The sequence below is a fragment of the Butyricicoccus pullicaecorum DSM 23266 genome (genome assembly GCF_900167005.1).
Classification (GTDB): domain Bacteria; phylum Bacillota; class Clostridia; order Oscillospirales; family Butyricicoccaceae; genus Butyricicoccus; species Butyricicoccus pullicaecorum.
Genome location: NZ_FUXW01000023.1, coordinates 1 through 23890 on the forward strand (window position 1 = coordinate 1; position 23890 = coordinate 23890).

General features: G+C 57.1%; 24 protein-coding genes and 2 tRNA genes. All 26 read left to right on the top strand.

The genetic code is table 11. The annotated features are described in order from the left end of the window. Positions 1–327 precede the first annotated feature (327 nt). The 26 genes from B5D52_RS15230 to B5D52_RS15355 all read left to right on the top strand — a co-directional run bounded on the left by B5D52_RS15230 (position 328) and on the right by B5D52_RS15355 (position 23862). On the top strand, positions 328–558 hold the full coding sequence (locus B5D52_RS15230; RefSeq protein WP_016148762.1) for a hypothetical protein: 231 nt from the start codon (positions 328–330) through the stop codon (positions 556–558). Positions 559–644: 86 nt separating this feature from the next. Next, positions 645–1373 carry a hypothetical protein gene (locus B5D52_RS15235; RefSeq protein WP_016148761.1) on the top strand — a complete coding sequence of 243 codons (729 nt, stop codon included), beginning with the start codon at positions 645–647 and terminating at the stop codon, positions 1371–1373. A gap of 132 nt (positions 1374–1505) precedes the next feature. Then, complete coding sequence (locus B5D52_RS15240) at positions 1506–2021, top strand: flavodoxin family protein (RefSeq protein ID WP_016148760.1); 516 nt, start codon at positions 1506–1508, stop codon at positions 2019–2021. Further along, positions 2006–2614 (top strand): hypothetical protein, encoded by a 609-nt coding sequence (locus B5D52_RS15245; protein ID WP_016148759.1) that lies wholly within the window; start codon positions 2006–2008, stop codon positions 2612–2614. Before B5D52_RS15240 ends, B5D52_RS15245 begins: the two co-directional genes overlap by 16 nt. 173 nt (positions 2615–2787) lie before the next feature. Further along, a complete protein-coding gene (locus B5D52_RS15250) occupies positions 2788–3138 on the top strand; it encodes a DUF805 domain-containing protein (protein ID WP_016148758.1) in 351 nt (116 codons plus the stop codon). Positions 3139–3306: 168 nt separating this feature from the next. Continuing rightward, the gene (locus B5D52_RS15255; RefSeq protein WP_016148757.1) at positions 3307–3771 is read left to right on the top strand and encodes a ribosome maturation factor RimP; all 465 of its coding nucleotides are present in this window, start codon (positions 3307–3309) and stop codon (positions 3769–3771) included. Positions 3772–3834: 63 nt separating this feature from the next. After that, the gene (gene nusA / locus B5D52_RS15260; RefSeq protein WP_016148756.1) at positions 3835–4887 is read left to right on the top strand and encodes a transcription termination factor NusA; all 1053 of its coding nucleotides are present in this window, start codon (positions 3835–3837) and stop codon (positions 4885–4887) included. 23 nt (positions 4888–4910) lie between these two features. Next, positions 4911–5189, top strand: a complete 279-nt coding sequence (rnpM, locus tag B5D52_RS15265; protein WP_016148755.1) for an RNase P modulator RnpM — start codon at positions 4911–4913, stop codon at positions 5187–5189. Then, positions 5179–5580 (top strand): L7Ae/L30e/S12e/Gadd45 family ribosomal protein, encoded by a 402-nt coding sequence (locus B5D52_RS15270; RefSeq protein WP_016148754.1) that lies wholly within the window; start codon positions 5179–5181, stop codon positions 5578–5580. The genes rnpM and B5D52_RS15270 overlap by 11 nt, the downstream gene beginning before the upstream one ends. Positions 5581–5689: 109 nt before the next feature. Beyond that, entirely contained in the window at positions 5690–8056 is a 2367-nt protein-coding gene (infB, locus tag B5D52_RS15275) for a translation initiation factor IF-2 (RefSeq protein ID WP_016148753.1), read from the top strand. A 104-nt stretch (positions 8057–8160) separates the two neighbouring features. Further along, a complete protein-coding gene (gene rbfA / locus B5D52_RS15280; protein ID WP_016148752.1) occupies positions 8161–8544 on the top strand; it encodes a 30S ribosome-binding factor RbfA in 384 nt (127 codons plus the stop codon). Then, positions 8541–9506, top strand: coding sequence for a DHH family phosphoesterase (locus B5D52_RS15285; RefSeq protein WP_016148751.1), 966 nt, complete (start codon positions 8541–8543; stop codon positions 9504–9506). Before rbfA ends, B5D52_RS15285 begins: the two co-directional genes overlap by 4 nt. Continuing rightward, positions 9507–10418, top strand: a complete 912-nt coding sequence (gene truB, locus B5D52_RS15290) for a tRNA pseudouridine(55) synthase TruB (protein WP_016148750.1) — start codon at positions 9507–9509, stop codon at positions 10416–10418. Positions 10419–10451: 33 nt separating this feature from the next. Next, positions 10452–11354 carry a riboflavin biosynthesis protein RibF gene (gene ribF / locus B5D52_RS15295; protein WP_016148749.1) on the top strand — a complete coding sequence of 301 codons (903 nt, stop codon included), beginning with the start codon at positions 10452–10454 and terminating at the stop codon, positions 11352–11354. 482 nt (positions 11355–11836) lie between these two features. Next, positions 11837–12337 carry a tRNA (uridine(34)/cytosine(34)/5-carboxymethylaminomethyluridine(34)-2'-O)-methyltransferase TrmL gene (gene trmL, locus B5D52_RS15300; protein WP_016148748.1) on the top strand — a complete coding sequence of 167 codons (501 nt, stop codon included), beginning with the start codon at positions 11837–11839 and terminating at the stop codon, positions 12335–12337. 23 nt (positions 12338–12360) lie between these two features. Next, entirely contained in the window at positions 12361–13242 is an 882-nt protein-coding gene (locus B5D52_RS15305) for a DegV family protein (protein WP_016148747.1), read from the top strand. Positions 13243–13497: 255 nt separating this feature from the next. Next, complete coding sequence (locus B5D52_RS15310) at positions 13498–14688, top strand: phosphoglycerate kinase (RefSeq protein ID WP_016148746.1); 1191 nt, start codon at positions 13498–13500, stop codon at positions 14686–14688. Between the two features lie 136 nt (positions 14689–14824). After that, positions 14825–15595: a triose-phosphate isomerase gene (gene tpiA / locus B5D52_RS15315; RefSeq protein WP_016148745.1), complete on the top strand. Its 771-nt coding sequence runs from the start codon at positions 14825–14827 to the stop codon at positions 15593–15595. A gap of 94 nt (positions 15596–15689) precedes the next feature. Further along, positions 15690–17369, top strand: a complete 1680-nt coding sequence (gene gpmI / locus B5D52_RS15320; RefSeq protein ID WP_016148744.1) for a 2,3-bisphosphoglycerate-independent phosphoglycerate mutase — start codon at positions 15690–15692, stop codon at positions 17367–17369. Between the two features lie 89 nt (positions 17370–17458). Beyond that, positions 17459–18748: a phosphopyruvate hydratase gene (gene eno, locus B5D52_RS15325; RefSeq protein WP_461949960.1), complete on the top strand. Its 1290-nt coding sequence runs from the start codon at positions 17459–17461 to the stop codon at positions 18746–18748. 513 nt (positions 18749–19261) lie between these two features. Beyond that, complete coding sequence (locus tag B5D52_RS15330) at positions 19262–20215, top strand: polysaccharide deacetylase family protein (protein WP_016148742.1); 954 nt, start codon at positions 19262–19264, stop codon at positions 20213–20215. 269 nt (positions 20216–20484) lie between these two features. After that, a complete protein-coding gene (locus B5D52_RS15335) occupies positions 20485–21768 on the top strand; it encodes an O-acetylhomoserine aminocarboxypropyltransferase/cysteine synthase family protein (protein ID WP_016148741.1) in 1284 nt (427 codons plus the stop codon). 24 nt (positions 21769–21792) lie between these two features. After that, complete coding sequence (cysK, locus tag B5D52_RS15340; RefSeq protein ID WP_016148740.1) at positions 21793–22725, top strand: cysteine synthase A; 933 nt, start codon at positions 21793–21795, stop codon at positions 22723–22725. Positions 22726–23211: 486 nt separating this feature from the next. Then, positions 23212–23373: a rubredoxin gene (rd, locus tag B5D52_RS15345; protein WP_016148739.1), complete on the top strand. Its 162-nt coding sequence runs from the start codon at positions 23212–23214 to the stop codon at positions 23371–23373. A gap of 297 nt (positions 23374–23670) precedes the next feature. Next, positions 23671–23747 (top strand) — tRNA-Asp (locus tag B5D52_RS15350). 39 nt (positions 23748–23786) lie between these two features. Beyond that, positions 23787–23862, top strand: a tRNA-Phe gene (locus B5D52_RS15355). Positions 23863–23890: the final 28 nt, after the last annotated feature.

Below are 23890 nucleotides of genomic sequence, written 5' to 3' on the forward strand. Positions count from 1 at the left end.
AAACCACCGCACCCCTAACTGAAAGTTTCGCCAGCCTTTTCAAAGGCTGCGGGTTCTCAGGGCAGAGCCCTGAGCCGGACTCCGCAGAGTCCGGAATTCCCCTCTTGAAACCCGGTGTGCGACCCGGGTTTCAACCCAAACATAAAAACACTCGCGCTCCGCAGAGCGCGAAATTCCCCCCGCGGCTGAAAGCCGCTCATAAGCCCCAACCTGCCGGATTGGGGCTTTTTTCATCCCGCAAAATCCCACCTTGCCACCCATACCCGCCTGTGCTACAATAATAAAAAATCATCAAAATTTCGTCCTTATGAAAGGGGAATGTCCTCCATGAATCGAAAGCAAATCGGCCAGATCGGCATGATTGTCAGCGCTTTGATACTCTCACTGGAGATATTTTCACTCAAAATCCTCCAATCACTCGACAAAATCACCGGAGAATGGGAAACCAGCGCATGGAGCTACCTGACCTATCCGACCAGCTTGCTCGCATTGCTGCTCGTCCTCATCGTTTTCGTCGTTTCGCTGGTGCTGTACTTAAACGGAAAAGAAAATCTGTAATCATAATCTCCCTCTTGTATCTGCCATGATCTGTGCTACAATGAGGGAAACAGAGAGATTTTTCCGAATAAACTGGGGGTGTCCTTATGTTGACCCGCATCTGGAAGACCTACAAAAAGCAGTGCATCATCGCCATTGTCGCACTCGCCGCTGTCCTTATCCCGCTCTATCTCTATTTCATGTTCCAGACCGGTATCTGGTATCAGGATGCCTTTCTGGTCAAACAGAGAGACGGCAGTTTTCAGGGGAAAAAGGACGGCATACACTATGTATTGCACATCACCCCAACCCAAAACGGTGCACAGATCGACTTTTCGGTGAACGGCCAAAGCCGACAATATGAAGTCGTCAAGACCGAGCTGGATGGAATCCCCGCTGCCGAGTTCTATGAGAACGGTGAACAGGTTCTTGAGGGCACGGTGATGAATCTGGAACGCAATTATTATCTGGTCATCAATAACGAAGAAGACATCATAGATGGAATGGATATCCACATCAGCACAGGAGAAGAGTCCGATCCCGAGGAATACTTCCCAAAATATGGTACGCAGTATAGCTGGACCGTGATGTGTCTGGAAGACTCCTACGACCGTCGCGGAGAACCGATGTTTTTATTCTTTGCTGCACTGTTCGGAATTCCTCTGTTCCTGGATATCCGCTATCCCGACTTGTTTTTTGAGCTGCGCTACCGACGGTATGTCGACGGCGACTGCGAGCCGAGCGAATATTACCGTTTCTGGCAGGTTATCGGACGCGTGATTTCGGCCATCGCTATCATTATTTTCCTGTGGATGGGACTGCTCAATATCGTCTGAGCATGCTCAGGGCAGTCCGTTAAAATTCAGGATTTACGCCGCAAATCGGACGTGATAGAATAGGAGGGACTGATAGAAACCCCGACAGTATGGGATATCTTTTCCGTCTGTCCCTGTATGGAGAAGTAAAATATGAAACTTGTATTGAGCGACCGCCCGCTGCCGCTTTCGGACAGCCTGGACGCGGACACCCGATATTTCGACCTGTCCAGCTGCCGGATTGCGCACTGTGTCGGCTGCTTTGGCTGCTGGACAAAGACGCCGGGGCGGTGCGTGATCCGTGACGACGCGGTGAGGATTTACCCGGTCATCGCCAAAAGCGAACGCGTCCTATATGTAAGCAGGGTCAAGTACGGCGGCTATGACAGCCCCATGAAAACCATGCTCGAGCGTGCCATTCCGGTGCAGCAGGCGTTCATCCGCGTGCTGGATGGCGAGACGCACCATGTCCAGCGTGCGGTCGAACCCAAACGCGCGACCATTCTTGCATACGGCACGACATCGGACGAAGAGCGCGAAATTTTCCGTGCACTGGTTGCGAGAAATGCCAAGAACATGAACTTTTTGTCCTATGAAATCCGGTTTGTGACCGAGGACGAGGTAGAACAAGCCGCAGCGCAGGAGGTACGGGCATGGCAGGCATCCTGATTTTGAACGGCAGCCCGCGTGCGCCGCGCTCCAACTCCAAGCGCTACGCCGCGCTGTTTATGAACCGCTGCAAGGCACAGTGCGAGTACCAGAACATTACCCGAACCAATCACGCCGAGCTGTGCGAGAAGATGAACAAAGTGTCCGACGTGCTGCTGGTCTTTCCGCTGTACGCCGACGGTTTGCCGGTAACGCTGCTTGAGTTCCTCAAGACGCTGGAAACCTGTCCGCTGGAGCGCAAACCGGTCATTTCAGTGCTGATTAACTGCGGATTTTTCGAGCATCACCAGAACGATATCGCTGTGCGCATGGTCGAGCTGTTCTGCCGGCAGAATGGGTATCGGTTTGGGTCGGTGCTCAAGATTGCGAGCGGTGAGGCCATTTTAGACACGCCGTTTTGTGGGCTGGTGAAGCGCAAGCTCGGGCAGCTTGCGGCAGCGATCGTGCAGGGCAAGGCACGGGTGCTGCATGTGAGCATGCCGCTGACGCGCGGGATGTTCGTACGGGCATCGACGCGGTACTGGGTCAGCTACGGGAAGAAGAACGGCGTGAGCCGGGAGCAGATGGCGGCTATGGAGATTGAAGGCGCTTAGGGCGTAAGAGAAGAACGATGTTTTGGTTGATTTTCGCAAGGCGAAAATCAAAAGGGGATTCCGTGTCCTGCGGGACACGGCTCAGGGCGCTGCCCTGAGAACCCGCAAGCCTTTCGAGAAAGGCTTGAGCGAAAGCTTTATTTCGCCTGAGGGCGGGAAAGGAGAGACGTTATATGGAAACCAATGCTTTTGGTGCATTTATTGAGATGTGGGCGCGTGCGTTTGACTTTTCCGGTCGGACGCGGAGAGCGACGTACTGGGAAGCGTTCCTGATTACGATTGCCATCAGTCTGCTTCTGGGCGCATTTTTCCCCTATGCCGATGTGATTTTCACCGTTTTGGCAGCCATTCCCATGCTGTCTATGGCGGTACGCCGCATGCATGACATTGACAAGCGCGGCTGGTGGCTGCTGCTGAGTCTGATTCCTCTGGGCGGCATTGCGGTCTCTGTTCTGCTGCTGATGGACAGTGACGGCGCAAATCGTTTCGGCGACAGCCCGAAATACGGAAAGGTGCCGCTCTGACCGGCAGAATGTGCGCAAAAAAGACAGGAACCGCTGCAAAAAATTTTCCAGACGGCTTGCATCGGGCAAAAAAAGATGGTATACTAACAAAAGTAGTATGTAAGTTTTTCGGAGAGTGGGGCAACCCACTCTTTCTTATTGCTTATGACCATTTTTGAGGAGGTAGGTATGCAGACCAAGGAACTGATCCGCCGCGTGGAGGAAATGGCGCTGCCGCTGTGCGAGCAGGCAGGCGTAACGCTTTGGGACGTGGAATTTGAAAAAGAGGGTGGCCAGTACATGCTGACCATCACGATCGACCGCGACGGCGGTGTGGACATCGACCACTGCGAGCAGATTTCGCGTGCGATCGATCCCATGCTGGACGCGAAGGACTTTGATTCTCTGCCGCCTTATACGCTGTGCGTGTCCTCGGCAGGCTTGGAACGCCGCCTGAAGAAGCCCGAGCACTTCGCAAAGTACATCGGCGAGACCGTTGAGGTCAAGTTCTACCGTGCAATCGACGGTGCGAAGATCGTCGAGGGCAAGCTGATGGGTTATGATAACGGCAACGTGACCGTCGAGGTTGGCGGCCAGACCGTTGTATACGAGGCTGCGGACGTTGCATCCGTTCGCCTGACCGTGCAGTTTTAACAGAGAAAGAATGTGTTCCGAACGGGGCACCCGCTAAGATATAAGGAGTGAATCACAACCACAATGATCAATAAGGAATTTTTTGCCGCCCTCGAGCAGCTGGAAAAGGAGAAGGGCATTCCGGTTGACTACATGCTCGACCGCGTCGGTCAGGCACTCATCACCGCATATAAGCGTGAAAACGACGGTATGACCGATAATGTATACGTCGTACCCGACCGTCAGGGCAAGGACATCCGCATGTTCGTCCGCAAGACCGTTGTAGACGATGTTTACGAGCCCTACGAAGAGATGACCGTCGAGGAAGCACGCGAGTACAAGGCTGGCGCAGTTCTGGGCGACGTCATCGACATCGACATCCCGACCAAGTCCTTTGGCCGCATCGCAGCCCAGACCGCAAAGCAGGTCATCATCCAGGGCATCCGTGAGGCAGAGCGCGGCATGGTACTGTCCGAGTTCGAGTCCAAGGAGCACGAAATTCTGACCGCAACCGTTTCCCGTATCGACCCGCGCGGCGGCTACATGCTGGAAATGATCTCGCAGGGTGAAAAGACCGAGGCAATGCTGCCGCTGTCCGAGCAGGTACGCACCGAGCAGTTCAAGGAAGGCGACCGTATCAAGGTTTACGTCATCGAGGTGCGCAAGGGCACTCGCGGCCCGCAGATCCTGATCTCCCGTACCCATCCGGGTCTGGTCAAGCGTCTGTTCGAGCTGGAAGTACCCGAGATTCACGACGGCATCGTAGAGGTCAAGTCCATCGCGCGTGAGGCAGGCAGCCGCACCAAGATCGCAGTTACCTCGAACGATCCGAACGTCGACCCGATCGGTGCATGCGTCGGTACCCGTGGCGCACGTGTCGGCAACATCGTTGACGAGCTGGGCGGCGAGAAGATTGATATTATCAAGTGGAGCGAGGACACCGCAGCATTCGTATCGGCAGCACTGGCTCCGGCAGATGTTATCTCTGCTACCATGCAGCCCGAGACCAAGGCTTGCCGCGTCATCGTGCCCGACGATCAGCTGTCTCTGGCGATCGGTAAGGAAGGCCAGAACGCACGTCTGGCTGCTAAGCTGACCGGCTGCAAGATCGACATCGCGCCGGCATCGCAGGCCTAAGTTTGTCTGGGAGGACAGCCGTGATGCAGCACAAGAAGATTCCGATGCGGCAATGCCTGGGCTGCCGCACCATGTACGAAAAGCGTGCCCTGATTCGCGCCGTGCGCTCGCCTGAGGGCGAAATCACGCTGGATTTCAGGGGAAAAGCCCCGGGTCGCGGCGCCTATCTGTGTCAAAATCCCGAATGCCTGAAGAAAGCCCGCAAGGCGCGCGCACTGGAGCGTGCCTTCGGCTGCGATATTCCGGCAGAGGTGTATGATGCGCTGGAAAAGCGCATGGAGGAGGCCGGACATGCAGATTGAGCCGCTTTTGGGCCTGATCGGTCTGGCACGCCGTGCGGGCAAGCTGGCAGTCGGTGAAGCGCTGACGGCAGAGCTGGTCGCAGAGGGCCGTGCCCGTGCCATCTTCCTGGCTGAGGACGTGGGCGAGGCCACCCGCCGCAAGGTCATGCGGCACGATGCCCGCGTACCGGTCTTCCGTCTGCCCTGCGCAAAGGCCGAGCTCGGCCGCGCGGTCGGTTTCCCGGACTGCGCTGTGTGCGCCATGCAGGATATCGGCATGGCACAGGCTGCGGCAAAGAAGTTCGCGGACAGCTCGGAGGAGAACCGACTGGCTGCCGCCCGCGTCGCTCAGAAAAAGACGCGCATTGACAGCCGCAAGGGCATCAAAAAGGATAAAAAATCCCGCGGATAATCCGCGTTTGCATATTCCGCCGTGTTCCGAACGGGATTCGGCGGCCTTCCAAAACCACGCGCCGCGTGTGAGCGCGGCCAGGTGAAAATCTTTCTGGAGGTGAACGCCAATGGCATTAGAAAATAAATACCGCGTCCACGAAGTCGCAAAGGACTTTGGCGTGGGCAACAAAGAAGTGACCGATATTCTGGCGAAGTACGCCAAGGCGCCCAAGAACCACATGCAGGTTCTGGAGGATAACGAGCTGAGCCTGATTTTTGAGGTTATGACCCGTGACAATCAGGTTGCCGACCTCGAGGGCGTACTCGAGCGCCAGCAGCAGGCGCGCAGCAAGAAGCTGGCAGAGTCGCGCCAGCAGGCAGCTGCACACAAGCAGGAGGCGAGCAAGCAGCAGGCACAGCAGCCGGCAAAGGACAACAAGCAGTCGTCCCAGCAGCAGCCACAGCAGCAGGCACAGCCGCAGCAGCACAGCCGCGTTAAGCAGGTACACCGCATCGATACCCGTACCGGCGGCGACGTCAACCTCGACAAGTACGACGAGCGCATTGATTCTCTGGTTTCCGAGAAGGCAGAGCGTATGTCCTCGTCCAGCCAGAAGAAGCAGAAGCTGACCAAGAAGTCCGACCAGCGTGCCAAGCAGCAGGTATCGGGCAAGCGCCGTCAGGAGGAGCAGGAGAAGATGCGCCGCCTGCAGCGTCAGCAGCAGCAGGCCGCTGCCAAGAAGGTACAGCTCAAGGTCTCCATTCCGGACGAGATCAACGTCGGCGAGTTCGCGCAGCGCATGAAGCGCACCGCAGCGGACGTCATCAAGGAACTGATGAAGCTGGGCGTTATGGCTTCGGTCTCCGAGACCATCGACTTTGACACCGCGGCACTGGTTGCCGAGGAGATGGGTGCAAAGGTCGAGAAGGAAGTCCATGTCACCATCGAGGAGCGTCTGTTCGACGAGCACGAGGACAAGGACGAAGACCTCAAGCCCCGCGATCCGGTCGTCGTCGTTATGGGTCACGTTGACCACGGTAAGACCTCTCTGCTCGACGCCATCCGTAAGACCAAGGTCACCGAGGGCGAGGCCGGCGGTATTACCCAGCACATCGGTGCATACCGTGTACAGGTAGACGGCAAGCCCATCACCTTCCTGGACACCCCGGGCCACGCGGCGTTCACATCCATGCGTGCCCGCGGCGCACAGGTTACCGATATCGCAATTCTGGTTGTCGCAGCCGACGACGGCATCATGCCGCAGACCATCGAGGCGATCAACCATGCAAAGGCAGCAAATGTACCGATCATTGTTGCCGTCAACAAGATCGATAAGGAAGGCGCAAACCCCGACCGCGTGCTCCAGCAGCTGACCGAGTACGAGCTGGTGCCCGAGGAGTGGGGCGGCGATACCATCGTCTGCAACATCTCGGCAAAGTTTGGCCAGGGCATCGAGAACCTGCTCGAGATGGTTCTGCTGACCGCCGAGGTTTCCGACCTCAAGGCAAACCCCGACCGTCAGGCAAAGGGTACGGTCATCGAAGCAAAGCTCGACAAGGGCCGCGGCCCGGTTGCGACCGTGCTCGTACAGAACGGTACCCTGCATGCGGGTGACGTTGTCGTTGCCGGTACGGCAGTTGGCCGTGTCCGTGCGATGACCGACGACGACGGCAAGAAGATTCAGTCTGCCGGCCCGTCTGTTCCGGTTGAGATCATCGGTCTGGGCGAAGTTCCGGGCGCTGGTGATATCTTCTACGCAGTTGACGACGAGCGCATGGCGCGTGAGCTGGTCGAGCAGCGTAAGCAGAAGGAGAAGGACGAGCGCAATAAGCAGTTCCACAAGGTAACGCTCGATAACCTGTTCGCTTCCATTCAGGAAGGCGAGATGAAGGAACTGTCCATCATCGTCAAGGCCGACGTACAGGGTTCGGTCGAGGCACTGCGCGCATCGCTTGAAAAGCTGTCCAACGAGGAAGTACGCGTGCGCGTCATCCACGGTGCAGTTGGTGCGATCAACGAGTCCGACGTTATGCTGGCTGCCGCTTCGGGTGCCATCATCGTTGGCTTTAACGTCCGTCCCGACCGCGTTGCGACCGATTCGGCTGCCGCACAGGGCGTTGACATGCGCATGTACCGCATCATCTACGACTGCATCGAGGAGATGGAGCAGGCGATGAAGGGTATGCTCGCGCCCAAGTTCCGCGAGGCTGTTCTGGGTCACGCAGAGGTGCGCACCACCTTCCGCGTATCCGGTGTCGGCACCATCGCAGGCTGCTACGTTCAGGACGGCAAGATCCAGCGCGCAGCACAGGTTCGTATCGTCCGTGACGGTATCGTTATCCATGAGGGCGTTCTGTCTTCGCTCAAGCGCTTCAAGGACGACGTCAAGGAAGTTGCATCCGGTTACGAGTGCGGCTGCGGCTTCGAGAACTTCAACGACATCAAGGAAGGCGACGTATTCGAGGCCTTCGTGATGGAGGAAATCAAGCAGTAATTTTGTCGGGATTGGGGCATCCTAGTCCTGTTACACCGATCAGCCACAAGGGGCGGGCGCACTGCCCGTCCCTTGTTTTCATTTGCTCCGAAGGAGGGAGACTTATGGCGAACAATCGCATCGACCGCATTTCCGAACTGTACGGCCGCGCATTGGCCGAAGCCATCCGACAGGTCAAAGACCCCCGTGTGTCCGGCGCATTCGTGTCCGTGACCCACTGTGAGGTCACCAATGACCTGCGCTATGCCAAGGCCTATATCTCGGTTCTGGGCGCAGACGACCAGGCCAAGGAAGTCATGAAGGGTCTCAAGTCTGCTGCCGGCTGGCTGCGCCGCGAGGTCGGACACGCTGTCCAGCTGCGCTACGCACCCGAGCTGGTGTTCACGCTCGACCACTCGATCGAGAGCGGCGCACACATCAACGACGTCATCCACCAGCTCGCACGTGAGGGCAAGATGGGCGCACCGGAAAGCGGGGAAGAGGAATGACCGGTACGGCCTCTGAGGCAGCCCGCGCTCTGCTGGCTGCCGACAACATCCTGATTCTGACCCACCGCCGCCCGGACGGTGACACCACCGGCTGTGCGGGTGCGCTGTGCCGCGGCCTGCGCCAGCTGGGCAAGACCGCTTATATTCTGGAAAACGTCGAGCTGACCCGACGCTACGAAGGGCTGATCGCGCCGTGCTACGCACCGGCAGATTTTGTGCCCGATTGCGTGGTCACGACCGACATTGCCGATTACGGTCTGCTGACCGACAACGCAGAACCTTACCGCGACCGTCTGGACGTGGTGCTGGATCATCATCGCTCGAACGCCATGGCAGCACCTGTGCGCGTTGTGCGCGAGACCGCCGGCGCGTGCGCCGAGCTGATCGCCGACGTGCTGGATGAGATGGGCGTTACGCTGACCGCGGACATTGCCGAGTGCCTGTATATCGCACTGTCCACCGACACCGGCTGCTTCCGCTACTCCAACACCACACCCGACACCCTGCGCATCGCAGCGCGCTGCCTGGAAGCGGGCGTGGACGGGGGCGAGATCAACCGCCGTCTGTTCGAGGTCAAGAGCTGGCCGCGCTTCCAGATGGAACGCATCATTTTCGATACCATGGAGTTTTTGATGGACGGCAAGATCGCGCTGGTCATCATCCGCCGTGCAGATATCAACCGCACGGGCGCGGATATGGACGACTTGGACTCCATCGCCTCGCTGACCCGCCAGATTGAAGGCGTACAGGTGGGCATCACTATCACCGAGAACACCGACGGCACGAGCAAGATCTCGGTGCGCACCACCAAGGAAGTGGACGCATCGGCCATCTGCGCCAAGTGCGGCGGCGGCGGACACCTCAGAGCGGGCGGCGCAAGCCTGTCCTGCGGCCCGGATGCGGCGCGTGACCAGATTGTCGACGCAGCCCGTCAGGTGTACGCGGAAAGTGAGCTGGCCTGAATGGAACTGAACGGCATCCTGATTTTCCATAAACCGCAGGATTTCACCTCGCATGACGTGGTGGCCAAGCTGCGCGGCATTCTCAGAACGCGTAAGATCGGTCACGGCGGCACGCTCGACCCGATGGCGACCGGCGTGCTGCCCATCTTTGTCGGCGGCGCGACCAAGGCTGCCGACTACGCCGCCGCGCAGGACAAGACCTACGAGGCCGGGTTCACACTGGGCTTTTCCACCGATACGCAGGACACGACCGGAACGGTCACCGCACAGTCGGAACAGCGCGTGACCGAGGACGAGGTACGCGCAGCACTGAACACCTTTTTGGGTGCACAGAAGCAGGTGCCGCCCATGTACTCGGCCATCAAGATCGACGGCCAGAAGCTCTACGACCTTGCCCGCAAGGGAAAAGAGGTCGAGCGACCGGCGCGTGACATCACCATTTTGGACATTGCGCTTTTAAATTTCGACCCGGACAGCCAAAAGGGTGCATTCCGCGTGACCTGCTCTAAGGGCACTTACGTGCGCACCATCGTGCACGATCTGGGCGAAAAACTGGGCACCCACGCGGCCATGCACGCACTGACCCGCACCCGCGCGGGCGTGTACGACTTGTCCGAAGCGGTGACGTTCGAGCAGATCGAGCGGGCGCGCGACGACGGCACGCTGGAAAGCCTGTTCCGACCGACCGACAGCCTGTTCGTAGACTACCCGGCGGTCACACTCAGCGCCGAGGGACACGACCGCGCCGCACGCGGTGCGACCGTGTTCGAGCGCCAGACCGACGGCCTCGCGCAGTTTGCACCGGGTACCCTGTGCCGCGTGTACGCGGACGGCAAGTTCCTCATGCTCGGCCGGGTGGATACCCTGGACAAGGGCGGAAACGGCCTCTTTGTCCACAAGAATTTTCGATAAACAGGGGAGAGTCCTCCCCGCTGGAGGTTCCAGATGAAACAGCACAGACCACCGCGTGCCATCGCGCTGGGCTACTTCGACGGCGTACACATGGGCCACCGCGCCCTCATGGAACGCGCCGTCCAGCGTGCCCGGGAGATCGGCGGCACATCTGCGGTGTTCACCTTCGACAAACATCCGTCGTCGGTCATGACCGGCCGTCAGGTTCCGCTCCTGACCGCAGGCGCATACCGTCAGGACGAGATCAAACTGCTCGGCGGGGTAGATGAGGTCATTTTTGGACATTTCGAGGAGCTGCGCACCATGGATTGGCGCGATTTCATCCACGAATTGCTCATCGGACGCTTCGGCGCGCAGTATATTATCTCCGGACATAATAATCGCTTCGGCTATATGGGCAAGGGCACCCCGGAGGGCATGGCGGAAGAGTGCAAGAAGGCCGGCATCGGCTACGACTGCATCCCGGACGTCAAGATCGACGGCATCGTCGTGTCGTCTACGTACATCCGTCAGCTCATTTCGCTCGGTGACATGGAGCGCGTGACCAAGTTTTTGGGTCATCCCTATACCATCACCGGCGTGGTCGCACACGGCAGAAAGGTAGGCCGCACCTACGGCGTGCCGACCGTCAATCTGCCCCTGCCGCCCGAGATGGCGCTGCCGCCCTATGGCGTGTACGCCACCCGCGTGCGTGTGGACGATCAAGTGTATCTCGCCGCGACCAATATCGGCGTCAAACCGACGTTCGTGGACGGCGGCGCACCGACCATCGAACCGCATCTGCTGGATTTTTCGGGCGATCTGTACGGCAAACTCATTCATGTTGAGCTGCATCAGTTCCTGAGACCGGAAAAAGCCTTTGATTCGGTGGAGGAATTGCACGCGGCGATTGAGGAGAATGTCCGCCAGACCAGAGCGTTTTTTGCGAAAGGGTAAGGAATAGCACCGCACCCCTAATGAAGCTTTCGCTCAAGCCTTTCTCGAAAGGCTTGCGGGTTCTCAGGGCAGAGCCCTGAGCCGGACTCCGCAGAGTCCGGAATTCCCCCTTTGATTCCCGGTGTCCGCCCCGGGAATCAATGAAAACAAACAAAAAGGAAAGACCGTCTGATCAGACGGTCTTTCCAGAGATTGCGCGTCCGGCGGGACGCGCTTTTCTTTTTCATTTTGGTTGATTCCGGTCTTTGACCGGAATCAAGAGGAGGTTTCGCCATCTGCGGATGGCGACTCAGGGCTCTGCCCTGAGAACCCGCAGCCTTTCGAGAAAGGCTGGCGAAAGCTCCAATTCGCCCACGGGGCGGGAATAAGTGCGATACAGAATGATTTTTGGCCTGCAATTCGCGGAAAAATCCCAAAACCGCTTGAAAAAATCTTATTTTTCACATAAAATAGGGAAAGTAATAAGAGTAGAGAGGCGTTTTATGTTTCATATTGTATTGGTCGAGCCTGAGATCCCGCAGAATACCGGCAACATTGCGCGCACGTGTGCGGTAACTGGAGCCGTTCTGCATCTGGTCGAGCCGCTCGGTTTTTCCATTGATGACAAGCAGCTCAAGCGCGCCGGTCTGGATTACTGGCATTTTCTGGACATTCGGCGCTACAAGAATGTAGAAGAATTTTTTGAAAAGAACCCGAATGGACGGTATTTCTACCTGACCACCAAGGCAAAGCATGCATATACCGACATTTCCTTTGAGGACGGCGATTATTTCCTGTTCGGCAAGGAGACGCGCGGGCTGCCCGAGGAAATGCTGACCCGGCACCCCGAGCGCTGCATTCGCATTCCCATGCGTGAGGGTGCACGCAGCATGAACCTGTCCAACTCGGTTGCCGTGACCGTCTTCGAGGCGCTGCGCCAGACCGGTTTTGCCGGACTCGAGCAGGCAGGACGGTTCCCGGGCGAGATGGGCCCGGCACTCTGACGAACAGAAAGGAGAGGAATCCGATGGAAAAGATTTATATTTTCTGCGACTCGGCGGGCGACATTCCGCGTGAGGAAGTCGAGCGATATGGAATCGATATCGTACCCGAGCGCATTACACATGCCGGACACTCGTTCCGGGAATACTACGACATGACCCCGGAGAAGTACTGGGATCTGCTCGAATCGTCTGACGAGATCCCGACCACCGCGCAGGTCACCCCGGCGCTGGCGATGGAGTGCTATGAGCGTGCCCGTGCAGCCGGATGCACCCATGTGGTTGGTGTGATGATCAACGCAGCCGGTTCGGGCGGTTATCAGTCGTGCGGCATTGCACGCGCGATGTTTTATGAAAAGTACGGCGAGGACATGCGCATCGAGCTGATCGATTCCGAGAGCTATACGTATATTTATGGCCGCGTGGTCGTGGACATGTGCCGTATGCGTGACGCAGGCGATGCGTTTGACGACATTGTGCGCATTGCGCGTTCCCGTCTGGCACGCAGCGAGGCCATTTTGGGTGTATACACGCTCAAACACCTCAAAAAGTCCGGTCGTATCTCGGGAGGTGCGGCATTTATGGGCGAGGCGCTGGGCCTCAAGCCGGTCAGTCTGGTGTGCGCGGGCAAGGTTGACGTCATCGACAAGGCACGCGGCGAAAAGAACCTGATTCCCAAGGTACTGTCCCACGTAGCAAAGCGCGTCGTCCAGCCCGAAAAGCAGACCGCAATCCTGCTTTACGGCAAAATTGCGCCCGAAAAGCTCGACCAGATCGAGCGGGCGCTGCTGGAGGATCTGCACTTTGCAGCCGTCCATCGCACCCCGATTGGCATTTCGGTTACAACAAATACCGGCCCGCAGGCCTTCGCCGTAGCCTACCACGGCGAGCAGCGTCCGGTTTCGTAACTTCCAAAAAGCGGGTAATGTTGGGGAAATCCTTGCACGATTGAGGTAAATTTACGGTTCTGGCCGCGTCAGGGCGTGAAAATATTGAAAAAAACACAGATTTTTCAGATTTTCTATTGAAACCTGATAAAAAACCAAGTATAATTTTGTCTTAGTGGTGGGAACCTGGAAAAGGCGGTGCTTTTGGCCAGGAATCCCCGGTATTTTCCGTTCATCCGTCTATAATTTTCATCTGATATAAAGGAGATGCTATTTATGGATTACAACAAGAAGAGCGTAGAGGATATTGACGTTTCCGGCAAGAAGGTTATCGTTCGCTGCGATTTCAATGTCCCGCAGGACGAGACCGGCCGCATCACCGACGACAAGCGTATCGTCGCTGCACTGCCGACCATCAAGTATCTGCTCGAGCATAACGCTGCTGTTATTCTGTGCTCGCACCTGGGCCGCCCGAAGGGTGAGTTCAAGATGAAGTACTCTCTGGCACCGGTTGCAGAGCGCCTGTCCGAGCTGCTCGGCAAGGAAGTAAAGCTGGCGAAGGACGTCATTGGTGAGGACGCGAAGAAGCTGGCTTCCGAGCTCAAGTGCGGCGAGGCTATGCTGCTCGAGAACGTTCGTTTCCACAAGGAAGAGGAGAAGAACGATCCCGCTTTCGCGAAGGAACTGGCTTCCATGGCTGAGATCTACGTCAACGATGCATTCGGCACTGCACACCGTGCACATGCTTCCACCGCTGGTATTGCTGACTACCTGCCCGCAGTTTGCGGTTTCCTGATCAACAAGGAAATCTCCATCATGGGCAAGGCTCTGGCAAACCCGGTTCGTCCGTTCGTTGCAATTCTGGGCGGCGCGAAGGTTTCCGATAAGATCGGCGTTATCAACAACCTGATCGAGAAGTGCGACACCATCATCATCGGCGGCGGTATGTCCTACACCTTCATGAAGGCTATGGGCAAGGAGATCGGCACCTCGCTGTGCGAGGACGACAAGCTGGATCTGGCTAAGGATCTGATGGCAAAGGCTGAGGCAAAGGGCGTTAAGCTGCTGCTGCCCATCGACACCGTTTGCGCAGACCACTTCGCAGCAGACGCTACCCCGGTTGTCTACGAAGCAGGCGCTCTGCCGGCTGACATGATGGGTCTGGACATCGGCCCCAAGACCGTAGAGCTGTTCTCCGAGGCTGTTAAGGACGCTGGCACCGTTGTTTGGAACGGACCCATGGGCGTATTCGAGTTCGACGCATTCGCAGTCGGCACCAAGGCTATGGCGAAGGCAATCGCAGAGTCGGGTGCTGTTTCCATCATCGGCGGCGGCGACTCGGCTGCAGCAGTTGAGAAGCTGGGCTTTGCAGACAAGATGAGCCACATCTCCACCGGCGGCGGCGCTTCCCTGGAGTTCCTCGAGGGTCTGGTTCTGCCGGGTATCGCTTGCCTGGAAGACAAGTAATTTCTTTTCGGTAATCCCGGGGCGGTGCTTTTCCGCCGCCCCGTGTTTTACATATAAATCCTAAGCTTAAATTGTAATCCATCCGCACACAAGCAAAAATTACCATCGTGCGGGTGTTGAAAGGGGTATTTGAACAATGAATCGCAGATATCGCAAGACGATCATCGCCGGTAACTGGAAGATGAACAAGACGCCGAGCGAGGCGAAGGCTCTGATCGAGGAGATGAAGCCGCTGCTGAGCAAGACCAAGTGGTGCGAGATGGTACTGTGCGTACCGTTCACCGACATCCAGGCTGCTGTTAAGGCTGCAAAGGGCTCCAAGATCGCAATCGGCGCTGAGAACATGCACTTCGAGAAGTCCGGCGCATTCACCGGCGAGATCTCGGCAGATATGCTCAAGGAGCTGGGCGTTAAGTACGTGATCGTCGGCCATTCCGAGCGCCGTCAGTACTTCAACGAGACCGACGAGAACTGCAACAAGAAGGTAAAGGCTGCAATCGAGAACGGTCTGCGCCCGATCCTGTGCGTTGGCGAGTCTCTGGCAGAGCGTGAGCAGGACGTTACCATGGAAGTCATCCGCAAGCAGGTCAAGATTGCCCTGCAGGGTGTTGCGGCTGAGGACATCAAGAAGGTCGTCATCGCTTACGAGCCCATCTGGGCAATCGGCACCGGCAAGACCGCTACCTCTGAGCAGGCTGGCGAGGTCTGCGCTAAGATCCGCGACTGCCTGCGTGAGCTGTACGGCGCACGCGCAGCTCGTGCAATCACCATTCAGTACGGCGGCTCTATGAACGCGAAGAACGCGGCAGAGCTGCTGGCACAGCCCGACGTTGACGGCGGCCTGATCGGCGGCGCGTCCCTGAAGTCTGCTGACTTCGCTGCCATCGTTGAAGCTGCAAATCAGTAATTTCTGCGTGCGGGTGTTTTCCCCGTGCACATTTGTGGAGGGGGACAACGGGCATCTGTTGTCCCTTTCTCACGGCGTGAAGGAGTAAAAAGAAATGGCAACCAAGAGAACAAGCAAGACGACCGCGGCGAAGAAGGCTGCACCGGTTGCTGCACCGGCTGCGACGACCGCGGCAAAAACCACCGCGAAGACCACGACTAAGACCACCGCGAAGACCACCGCAGCGGCGGCAAAGACCAAGACGTTCAAGAAGCATCCGCTGGCACTCATCATCCTCGACGGCTTCGGCTATCGCAAGGAGACCGAGGGCAACGCCATCGCAATGGCAAAGAAGCCGGTGCTGGGCGAGGTATTCTCCGCACATCCCCACACCCTGATCGGTGCGTCCGGCATGGATGTCGGTCTGCCCGACGGTCAGATGGGTAACTCGGAGGTTGGCCACACCAACATCGGCGCTGGCCGCATCGTCTACCAGGAACTGACCCGCATTACCAAGGCAATCCAGGACGGCGCGTTCTTCGAGAACGAAGCATTCCTGCATGCTGTGGATCAGTGCAAGTGGTTTAATTCTACTCTGCATATCTTCGGCCTCATGTCGGACGGCGGCGTACACTCGCATATTGATCACATCTGCGCCCTGCTCGACCTGGCAAAGCGGGGTGGCCTGACCAAGGTCTGCGTGCATTGCTTCATGGACGGCCGCGACACCGCACCGACCTCGGGTGCTGGCTATGTCCAGAAGGTGCAGGATAAGATGGGCGAGCTGGGCATCGGCTGCATCGCAACCGTATCCGGCCGTTACTACGCAATGGATCGTGACAAGCGCTGGGAGCGCCTCGAGCGCGCTTACGCTGCTATGGTTTACGGCCAGGGCGAATTCTGCCCGGATGCTGTCAAGGCGATCCAGGCATCCTATGACAAGGGCGTGACCGATGAGTTCATCGAGCCGTTCGTTGTCACCGAGGGCGCGACCATCCAGAAGGATGACGCAGTAATCTTTGCAAACTTCCGCCCCGACCGTGCTCGCGAGATCACCCGCGCACTGGTTGATCCGGCGTTCGACGGTTTTGCACGCGAGAACGGCAACCTGCCGATCAAGTTCGTATGCATGACCCAGTATGACGCGACCATGCCGAACGTAGAGGTCGCATTCAAGCCCCAGTCGCTCGAGAACACCTTCGGCGAGTACATCGCAGAAAAGGGTCTGACCCAGCTGCGTATCGCTGAGACCGAGAAGTACGCACACGTTACGTTCTTCTTCAACGGCGGTGTTGAGCGCGAGTACAAGAACGAAGAGCGTGCGCTCATCAAGTCTCCCTCTGTCGCAACCTACGATCTCAAGCCTGAGATGTCTGCGTTCGAGGTAACCGATGAGGTTGTAAAGCGCATCGAGTCGGACAAGTACGATGTCATCATCCTGAACTTCGCAAACTGCGATATGGTTGGTCACACCGGCGTAATTCCGGCAGCAGTCAAGGCTGTTGAGGCAGTTGATACCTGTGTTGGCCGCGTTCTGGAAGCCCTCAAGGCTCACGGCGGCTGCGCACTGATCACCGCTGACCACGGCAACGCTGACCAGATGCTCGAGGCAGACGGCAAGTCTCCGTTTACCGCACACTCCACCAACCCGGTTCCGCTGGCTCTGGTTGGCCGCGACGACGTCAAGGCGCTGGCTGAGGGCGGCGTTCTGGCAGACCTGGCTCCGACCATGCTCGACCTGCTGGGTCTGGCACAGCCGGACGAGATGACCGGTCACTCGCTCCTCGTTAAGTAAGGGCATTTTTAATTAGCTTTTCTTTATCCACCATATATATCAAATCTAGAAAAGGAGATGTACGAATTATGAAGGGTTACATCGAAATTATGGACGTAGTAGGCCGCGAGATCCTGGACTCGCGCGGCAACCCCACCGTTGAGGTTGAGGTTTACGTTGAGGCTGATACCGGCGCATTCATGGGCCGTGCAGCTGTTCCGTCCGGCGCATCCACCGGTATCTTCGAGGCTTGCGAGCTGCGTGATGGCGACAAGGATCGCTACATGGGCAAGGGCGTTCTGAAGGCTGTTGACGCTGTTAACGGCGAGATCGCTGAGGAGATCATCGGCATGAACGCTCTGGATCAGCAGGCGATCGACAAGGCTATGATCGATCTGGACGGCACCCCCAACAAGACCCGTCTGGGCGCTAACGCTATCCTGGGCGTATCTCTGGCAGTTGCAAAGGCTGCAGCTGAGGCTCTGGGCCTGCCGCTGTACAACTACATCGGCGGCTGCAATGCTAAGGCTCTGCCCGTTCCGATGATGAACATCCTCAACGGCGGCGCTCATGCGACCAACAACGTTGAGATTCAGGAATTCATGATCATGCCTGTTTCCGCTCCTTCCTTCCGCGAGGCTCTGCGCCGCTGCGCTGAGGTCTTCCACACCCTGAAGAAGACCCTGAAGGAGAACGGCACCCCGGCTGCTGGTGTTGGCGACGAGGGTGGCTACGCTCCGAACCTGAAGAAGGACGAGGACGCTCTGAAGGTTATCGTTCAGGCGATCGAAGAAGCTGGCTACAAGCCGGGCGAGGACTTCATGATCGCGATCGACGCTGCTTCCTCCGAGTGGTGGAACGACGAAGAGAAGTGCTACATCCAGCCGAAGTCTGGTAAGAAGATGACTCAGCAGCAGCTGGTTAAGATGTGGAAGACCTTCGCTGACAAGTACCCGATCATCTCCCTCGAGGACGGCATGGCTGAAGAGGATTGGGAAGGCTGGGCAATGCTGACCAAGGCTCTGGGCGACAAGATCCAGCTGGTTGGCGACGACCTGTTCGTAACCAACACCACCCGCCTGAAGAAGGGCATCGATCTGGGTGTTGCTAACTCCATCCTGATCAAGGTTAACCAGATCGGTTCTCTGACCGAGACTCTGGACGCTATCCAGATGGCTAACCGTGCTGGCTACACCGCTGTTGTATCTCACCGTTCCGGCGAGACCGACGACACCACCATCGCTGACATCGCTGTTGCACTGAACGCTGGTCAGATCAAGACCGGTGCTCCGTCTCGTACCGACCGCGTTGCGAAGTACAATCAGCTGCTCCGCATCGAGGAAGAGCTGGGCGATATCGCAACCTATCCGGGCCGCGCTGCTTGGTTCAACCTGAAGTAAGTTAAAAGACTTAAGGTTTTTGAGACCGCTCCCTTGATTGGGAGCGGTCTTTTTTTGGAAAACCACCGCACCAAATATTGAAGTTTGGATCAAACCTTTTCAAAGGTTTGCGGGTTCTCAGGGCAGAGCCCTGAGTCGGACTCCGCAGAGTCCGAAATACCCCTTTTGATTCCCGGTGTCCGCCCCGGGAATCAATAAATTCTCGTAAAAAGCGCCGCCCGCAGGCGGCAAGACGCTCTTGCGGCTGAAAGCCGCTCATGAAAACCGTTCCATTGGGAACGGTTTTCTTTTTTGTATATTTAGGTTGATTTTCCCTCGCGGGAGATCGGGAAAATCAAAAGGGGATTTCGCCGTCTGCGGACGGCGACTTGAGGCTCTGCCTCAAGACTCCGCAAGCCTTTCGAGAAAGGCTTGAGCGAAAGCTTCATTTAGGGCTGCGGTGCTGATTGCTACTTGGAATCTACTCTTTTCTGTTGTATAATAAGTTAGAAAATGCATCACAGGAGGAAACTTATGCTGCGTCGCAGAAGATATTCCGGTTATTCCTCGCGCTATCGCCGTCGACGGGTGAGTGTCAGCGCGGTTTTTCGTTTTATTCTCATCATTCTGCTCATCGGTGTGATTGGCTACTGTGCAGTCACGGTTTACCGTGCCTTCCGTTCGAGTGCCTACATTGCCGAGCTGGAAAGCCAGAACAAGACCTTACAGGCGACGGTTGACCGCTATCAGGCGGCGCTGCCCGACCCATCCATTGTCGACAGCATTGAGCCCATGGACTACCAGACGCTCTATCCCGAGATGAAGGTCGATCCCAAGCCGACTCCGGCGGTTGCACCGGCCAATACCGTCTATCTGACCTTTGACGGCGGCCCGTCGCAGAACACCGCTACCATCCTTGACGCGCTGAAAAATGCCGGACAGAAGGCGACCTTCTTTGTCGTGGGCAAAAACATCGCGGGAAATGAGGCGATCGTCAAGCGCATTGTGGATGAAGGCCATACAATCGGCATTCGCGGCTATTCCAATGACTATAACGCCATTTACGCCTCGCCCGAGGCCTTTCTGGAGGACTTCCACCAGGCTTATCAGGCGGTTTACGACGCTTGCGGTGTTTATCCGGCCGTATTCCGTTTCCCGGGCGGCTCGGTCAGCCCGTACAATCAGGCAAACTATGAGCAGCTGATTGCAGAAATGCTGCGCCGCGGCTTTATCTACTACGATTGGAGCGTCTCGGCAGGGGATGACACCAGCGCTTCGCGCACGATCACCCAGATTACGCAGGCGGTTCTGAGCGGTCTGAGCAAGAAGTCGTCCTCGACGCCCGTCGTCCTGCTGCACGACGGTGCGAACAAGACCAGCACGGCGGCGGCGTGTGCAAATCTGCTCAGTGAACTGAGTAAGGCGGGCTACACCTGTGACCGTCTGACCGGTTCGGTGCGTCCCGTGACCTTCGCATACAACCGATAAAAGGTTATAATTTGACACAGAAGCAAAAAGATGCGGGAAATCCGCATCTTTTTTTATCAGACCGGTCATTGACAGAAAGACTTTTGCGTGCTACAATACAAAACCAAAGAAGCTAACAGAACCCCCGATTTTGAGGAGGCTCGCGCATGCAATTTATTTTCCCGCTTCTCCTGCGCGCCGGCTGGCGCTGTGGACGAATGTGAGCGCTGGAAGAACCAGCCATCCGTTCGTTTATCCACCCACAGCCGACCAAAAAAGGAGAAAATACAATGAAATCCAATCAGACTTACCGTTTTGAGACCCTGCAGCTGCACGCCGGACAGGAAACGCCCGACCCGAGCACCGGTGCACGCGCCGTACCGATCTACCAGACCGCGGCCTACGTGTTCGACTCGTTCGATCAGGCGGTCGATCGCTTTGCACTTAAAGATGCAGGCAATATCTATTCGCGTTTGACCAATCCGACGGTCTCGGCGCTGGAAGCGCGCATTGCAGCCCTCGAGGGCGGCACGGCAGCGCTGGCGCTGGCCTCGGGCGCAGCCGCAATCACCTACGCGCTGCAAAATCTGGCGCAGAACGGCGGCCACATCGTCGCGCAGCGCACAATCTACGGTGGGTCTTACAACTTACTCGCGCACACGCTGCCGCAGTTCGGCGTGACGGCGACCTTTGTCGACCCGCTGACCGAGTCGTTTGAGGACGCCATTCAGGATAACACCAAGGCGATTTTCGTCGAGACGCTGGGCAATCCCAACAGCGACGTGACCGACATCCGCGCAGTTGCCGACATCGCACACCGCCACGGCATTCCGCTCGTGGTCGACAACACCTTCGGCACGCCTTATCTGATCCGTCCCATCGAGCACGGCGCGGACATCGTCGTCCACTCGGCCACCAAGTTCCTTGGCGGTCACGGTACCTCGCTCGGCGGCGTGATCGTCGAGGGCGGCAAGTTCGACTGGCGCGCTTCGGGCAAGTTCCCGCTGCTGGCCGACCCCGACCCGAGCTATCACGGCCTGTCGTTTGCCGATGCGTGCGGCGCGGCTGCTTTCTGCACCCGCATTCGTGCCGTTCTGCTACGCGACACCGGCGCTGTCCTGTCGCCCTTCGACGCATTCCTGCTCCTGCAGGGGCTGGAAACCCTGTCGCTGCGCGTCGAGCGCCATGTGCAGAACGCGCTGCGCGTCGTCGAATTCCTGAACAATCACCCGGCAATCGCGCACGTCAACCATCCCTCGCTCCCGGACAGCCCGACTCACGCACTCTATCAGCAGTATTTCCCGCAGGGCGGCGGCTCGATCTTCACCGCCGAACTCAAGGGCGGCAGGGAAGCGGCCAAGCAGTTTATCGATCATTTGGAAGTGTTCTCGCTGCTGGCAAACGTCGCGGATGCCAAGTCGCTGGTCATCCACCCGGCATCGACCACCCATGCCCAGCTCAATGACGAGGAACTCGCCGCCGCTGGTATCACACAGGGTACGGTGCGCCTGTCCATCGGCATCGAGCACATCGACGACATTCTGGAAGATTTGAACCAGGCACTGAACGCCTGAATTTTTGAAGGAGGTCTCACCGTTATGGCAAAGATTTTTGATCGTGTCACCGATCTCATCGGCGGCACGCCGCTGGTCGCATTCGACCGCATCGCACAGGCACACGGCGCAAAAGCGCGTATTCTGGCTAAGCTCGAGTGCATGAACCCGGCTGGTTCGGCCAAAGACCGCGCGGCGCTGTCCATGATTGAGGACGCAGAGCGCTCGGGCAAGCTCAAACCCGGCGCGACCATCATCGAGCCGACTTCGGGTAATACCGGCATCGGCCTGGCATCGGTCGCCGCTCCCCGTGGCTATCACGTCATTCTGGTCATGCCTGAGACCATGTCCCTCGAGCGCCGCCGCTTAATTGCCGCTTACGGCGCAGAAATCGTCCTGACTCCGGGCAAACTGGGCATGCAGGGCGCGGTCGATAAGGCCAATGAGCTCAATCGTGAAATCCCCGGCAGCATCATCGCCGGTCAGTTCGTCAATCCCGCAAACCCCGCCGCACATTATAAGTCCACCGGCCCGGAAATCTGGCGCGATACCGACGGTAACGTCGATGCCTTCGTCGCAGGTATCGGCACGGGCGGTACGATCACCGGCGTTGGCCGCTACCTCAAGGAGCAGAACCCGGGCGTGCAGGTCGTCGCAGTTGAACCCGCTGACTCGCCCCTGCTGTCGACCGGTAAGGCCGGCCCGCATGGTATTCAGGGTATTGGCGCAAACTTTGTCCCGGAAGCACTTGACCGCACGGTCTACGATCAGGTCAAGACCGTCCAGACCGCTGACGCAAACGCCATCGCACGCGAAATCGCCCGCACCGAGGGTATTCTGGTCGGTATCTCGTCCGGCGCAGCCGTCAGCGCTGCACTGGAACTGGCAAAACAGCCGGAATTTGAGGGAAAAACCATCGTGGCCATGCTGCCTGATACCGGTGAACGCTATCTGAGCACCGGCATCTTCGACGATTAAAGGGAATCCCGCCCCGTGGGCGAAATGAAGCTTTCGCCAGCCTTTTTCAAAAGGCTGCGGGTTCTCAGGGCAGAGCCCTGAGTCGGACTCCGCAGAGTCCGAAATACTCCTTTTGCTTCCCGGCGTCCGCCCCGGGAAGCAACCAAAACAGACATCCCGCAAAAGACCGTCCTTTGGGACGGTCTTTTTTCTTTAACCAACCCCATCCACCCCCAAAAACCCATAAAATCCTGTGTATAAAGTGACAAAAAGAGGCGGTTTTGTTAGGAATCCCTATCAATTAGACAATATAACCAAAAAATAACGCGCAAATATTACTAAGACGGTATACATTTTTAGGCAAAAAAAGCTTGCAAAATCGGCACGCTCGGTGTATAGTAAAGGTACAGAAAGGGAACACTCAAAACTGAAAAACACAGTTTATAACCTTTCTTATTCCGTGTAAATACATTTCAAAAATAGAAAAATTTAAAGGAGAACAATGAGATGAAGAAGTACGTATGTGATATCTGCGGTTATATTTACGACGAAGCTACCGGCGATCCGGACAACGGCATCGCAGCAGGCACCAAGTGGGAAGCTCTGCCGGACGACTTTGTTTGCCCGCTCTGCGGCGTAGGCAAGGACTCCTTCTCCGAGCAGGCCTAACATAAAAACCTCTCTTTTCTAACCTCCCAAATGAAATCTTTTCCCAAATCTCAATCTTTTTGAAATCCCCCTTTTTGAATCTCTTTTTGATCCCCCTTTTATCTTATCCCTGAACGCAAAGAGGACGCTGCCCGGCGTCCTCTTTGTATGTCCGTAAAAAACAAAAGATAGGAAAGAGACGCAAACGCATTATAGTTTACGCGTCAACCACCGGGGTGCCCCAAAAGACGAAAACAAAAAAATTTGAAAAAAGTTGTTGACACGGGCGGAAAATTCGCTTATAATAAACAAGCACTTGGCCCGGTAGCTCAGTTGGTTAGAGCGCTAGCCTGTCACGCTAGAGGTCGTGGGTTCGAGCCCCATCCGGGTCGCCAACTTTTTCTCTCAGAGAAAAAGGGAAGAAAAGTTTAGATGCCTCTGTAGCTCAGTCGGTAGAGCAGGGGACTGAAAATCCCCGTGTCGGTGGTTCGATTCCGCCCGGAGGCACCACTTACTTTCTTTTGAAAAAGAAAGTAAG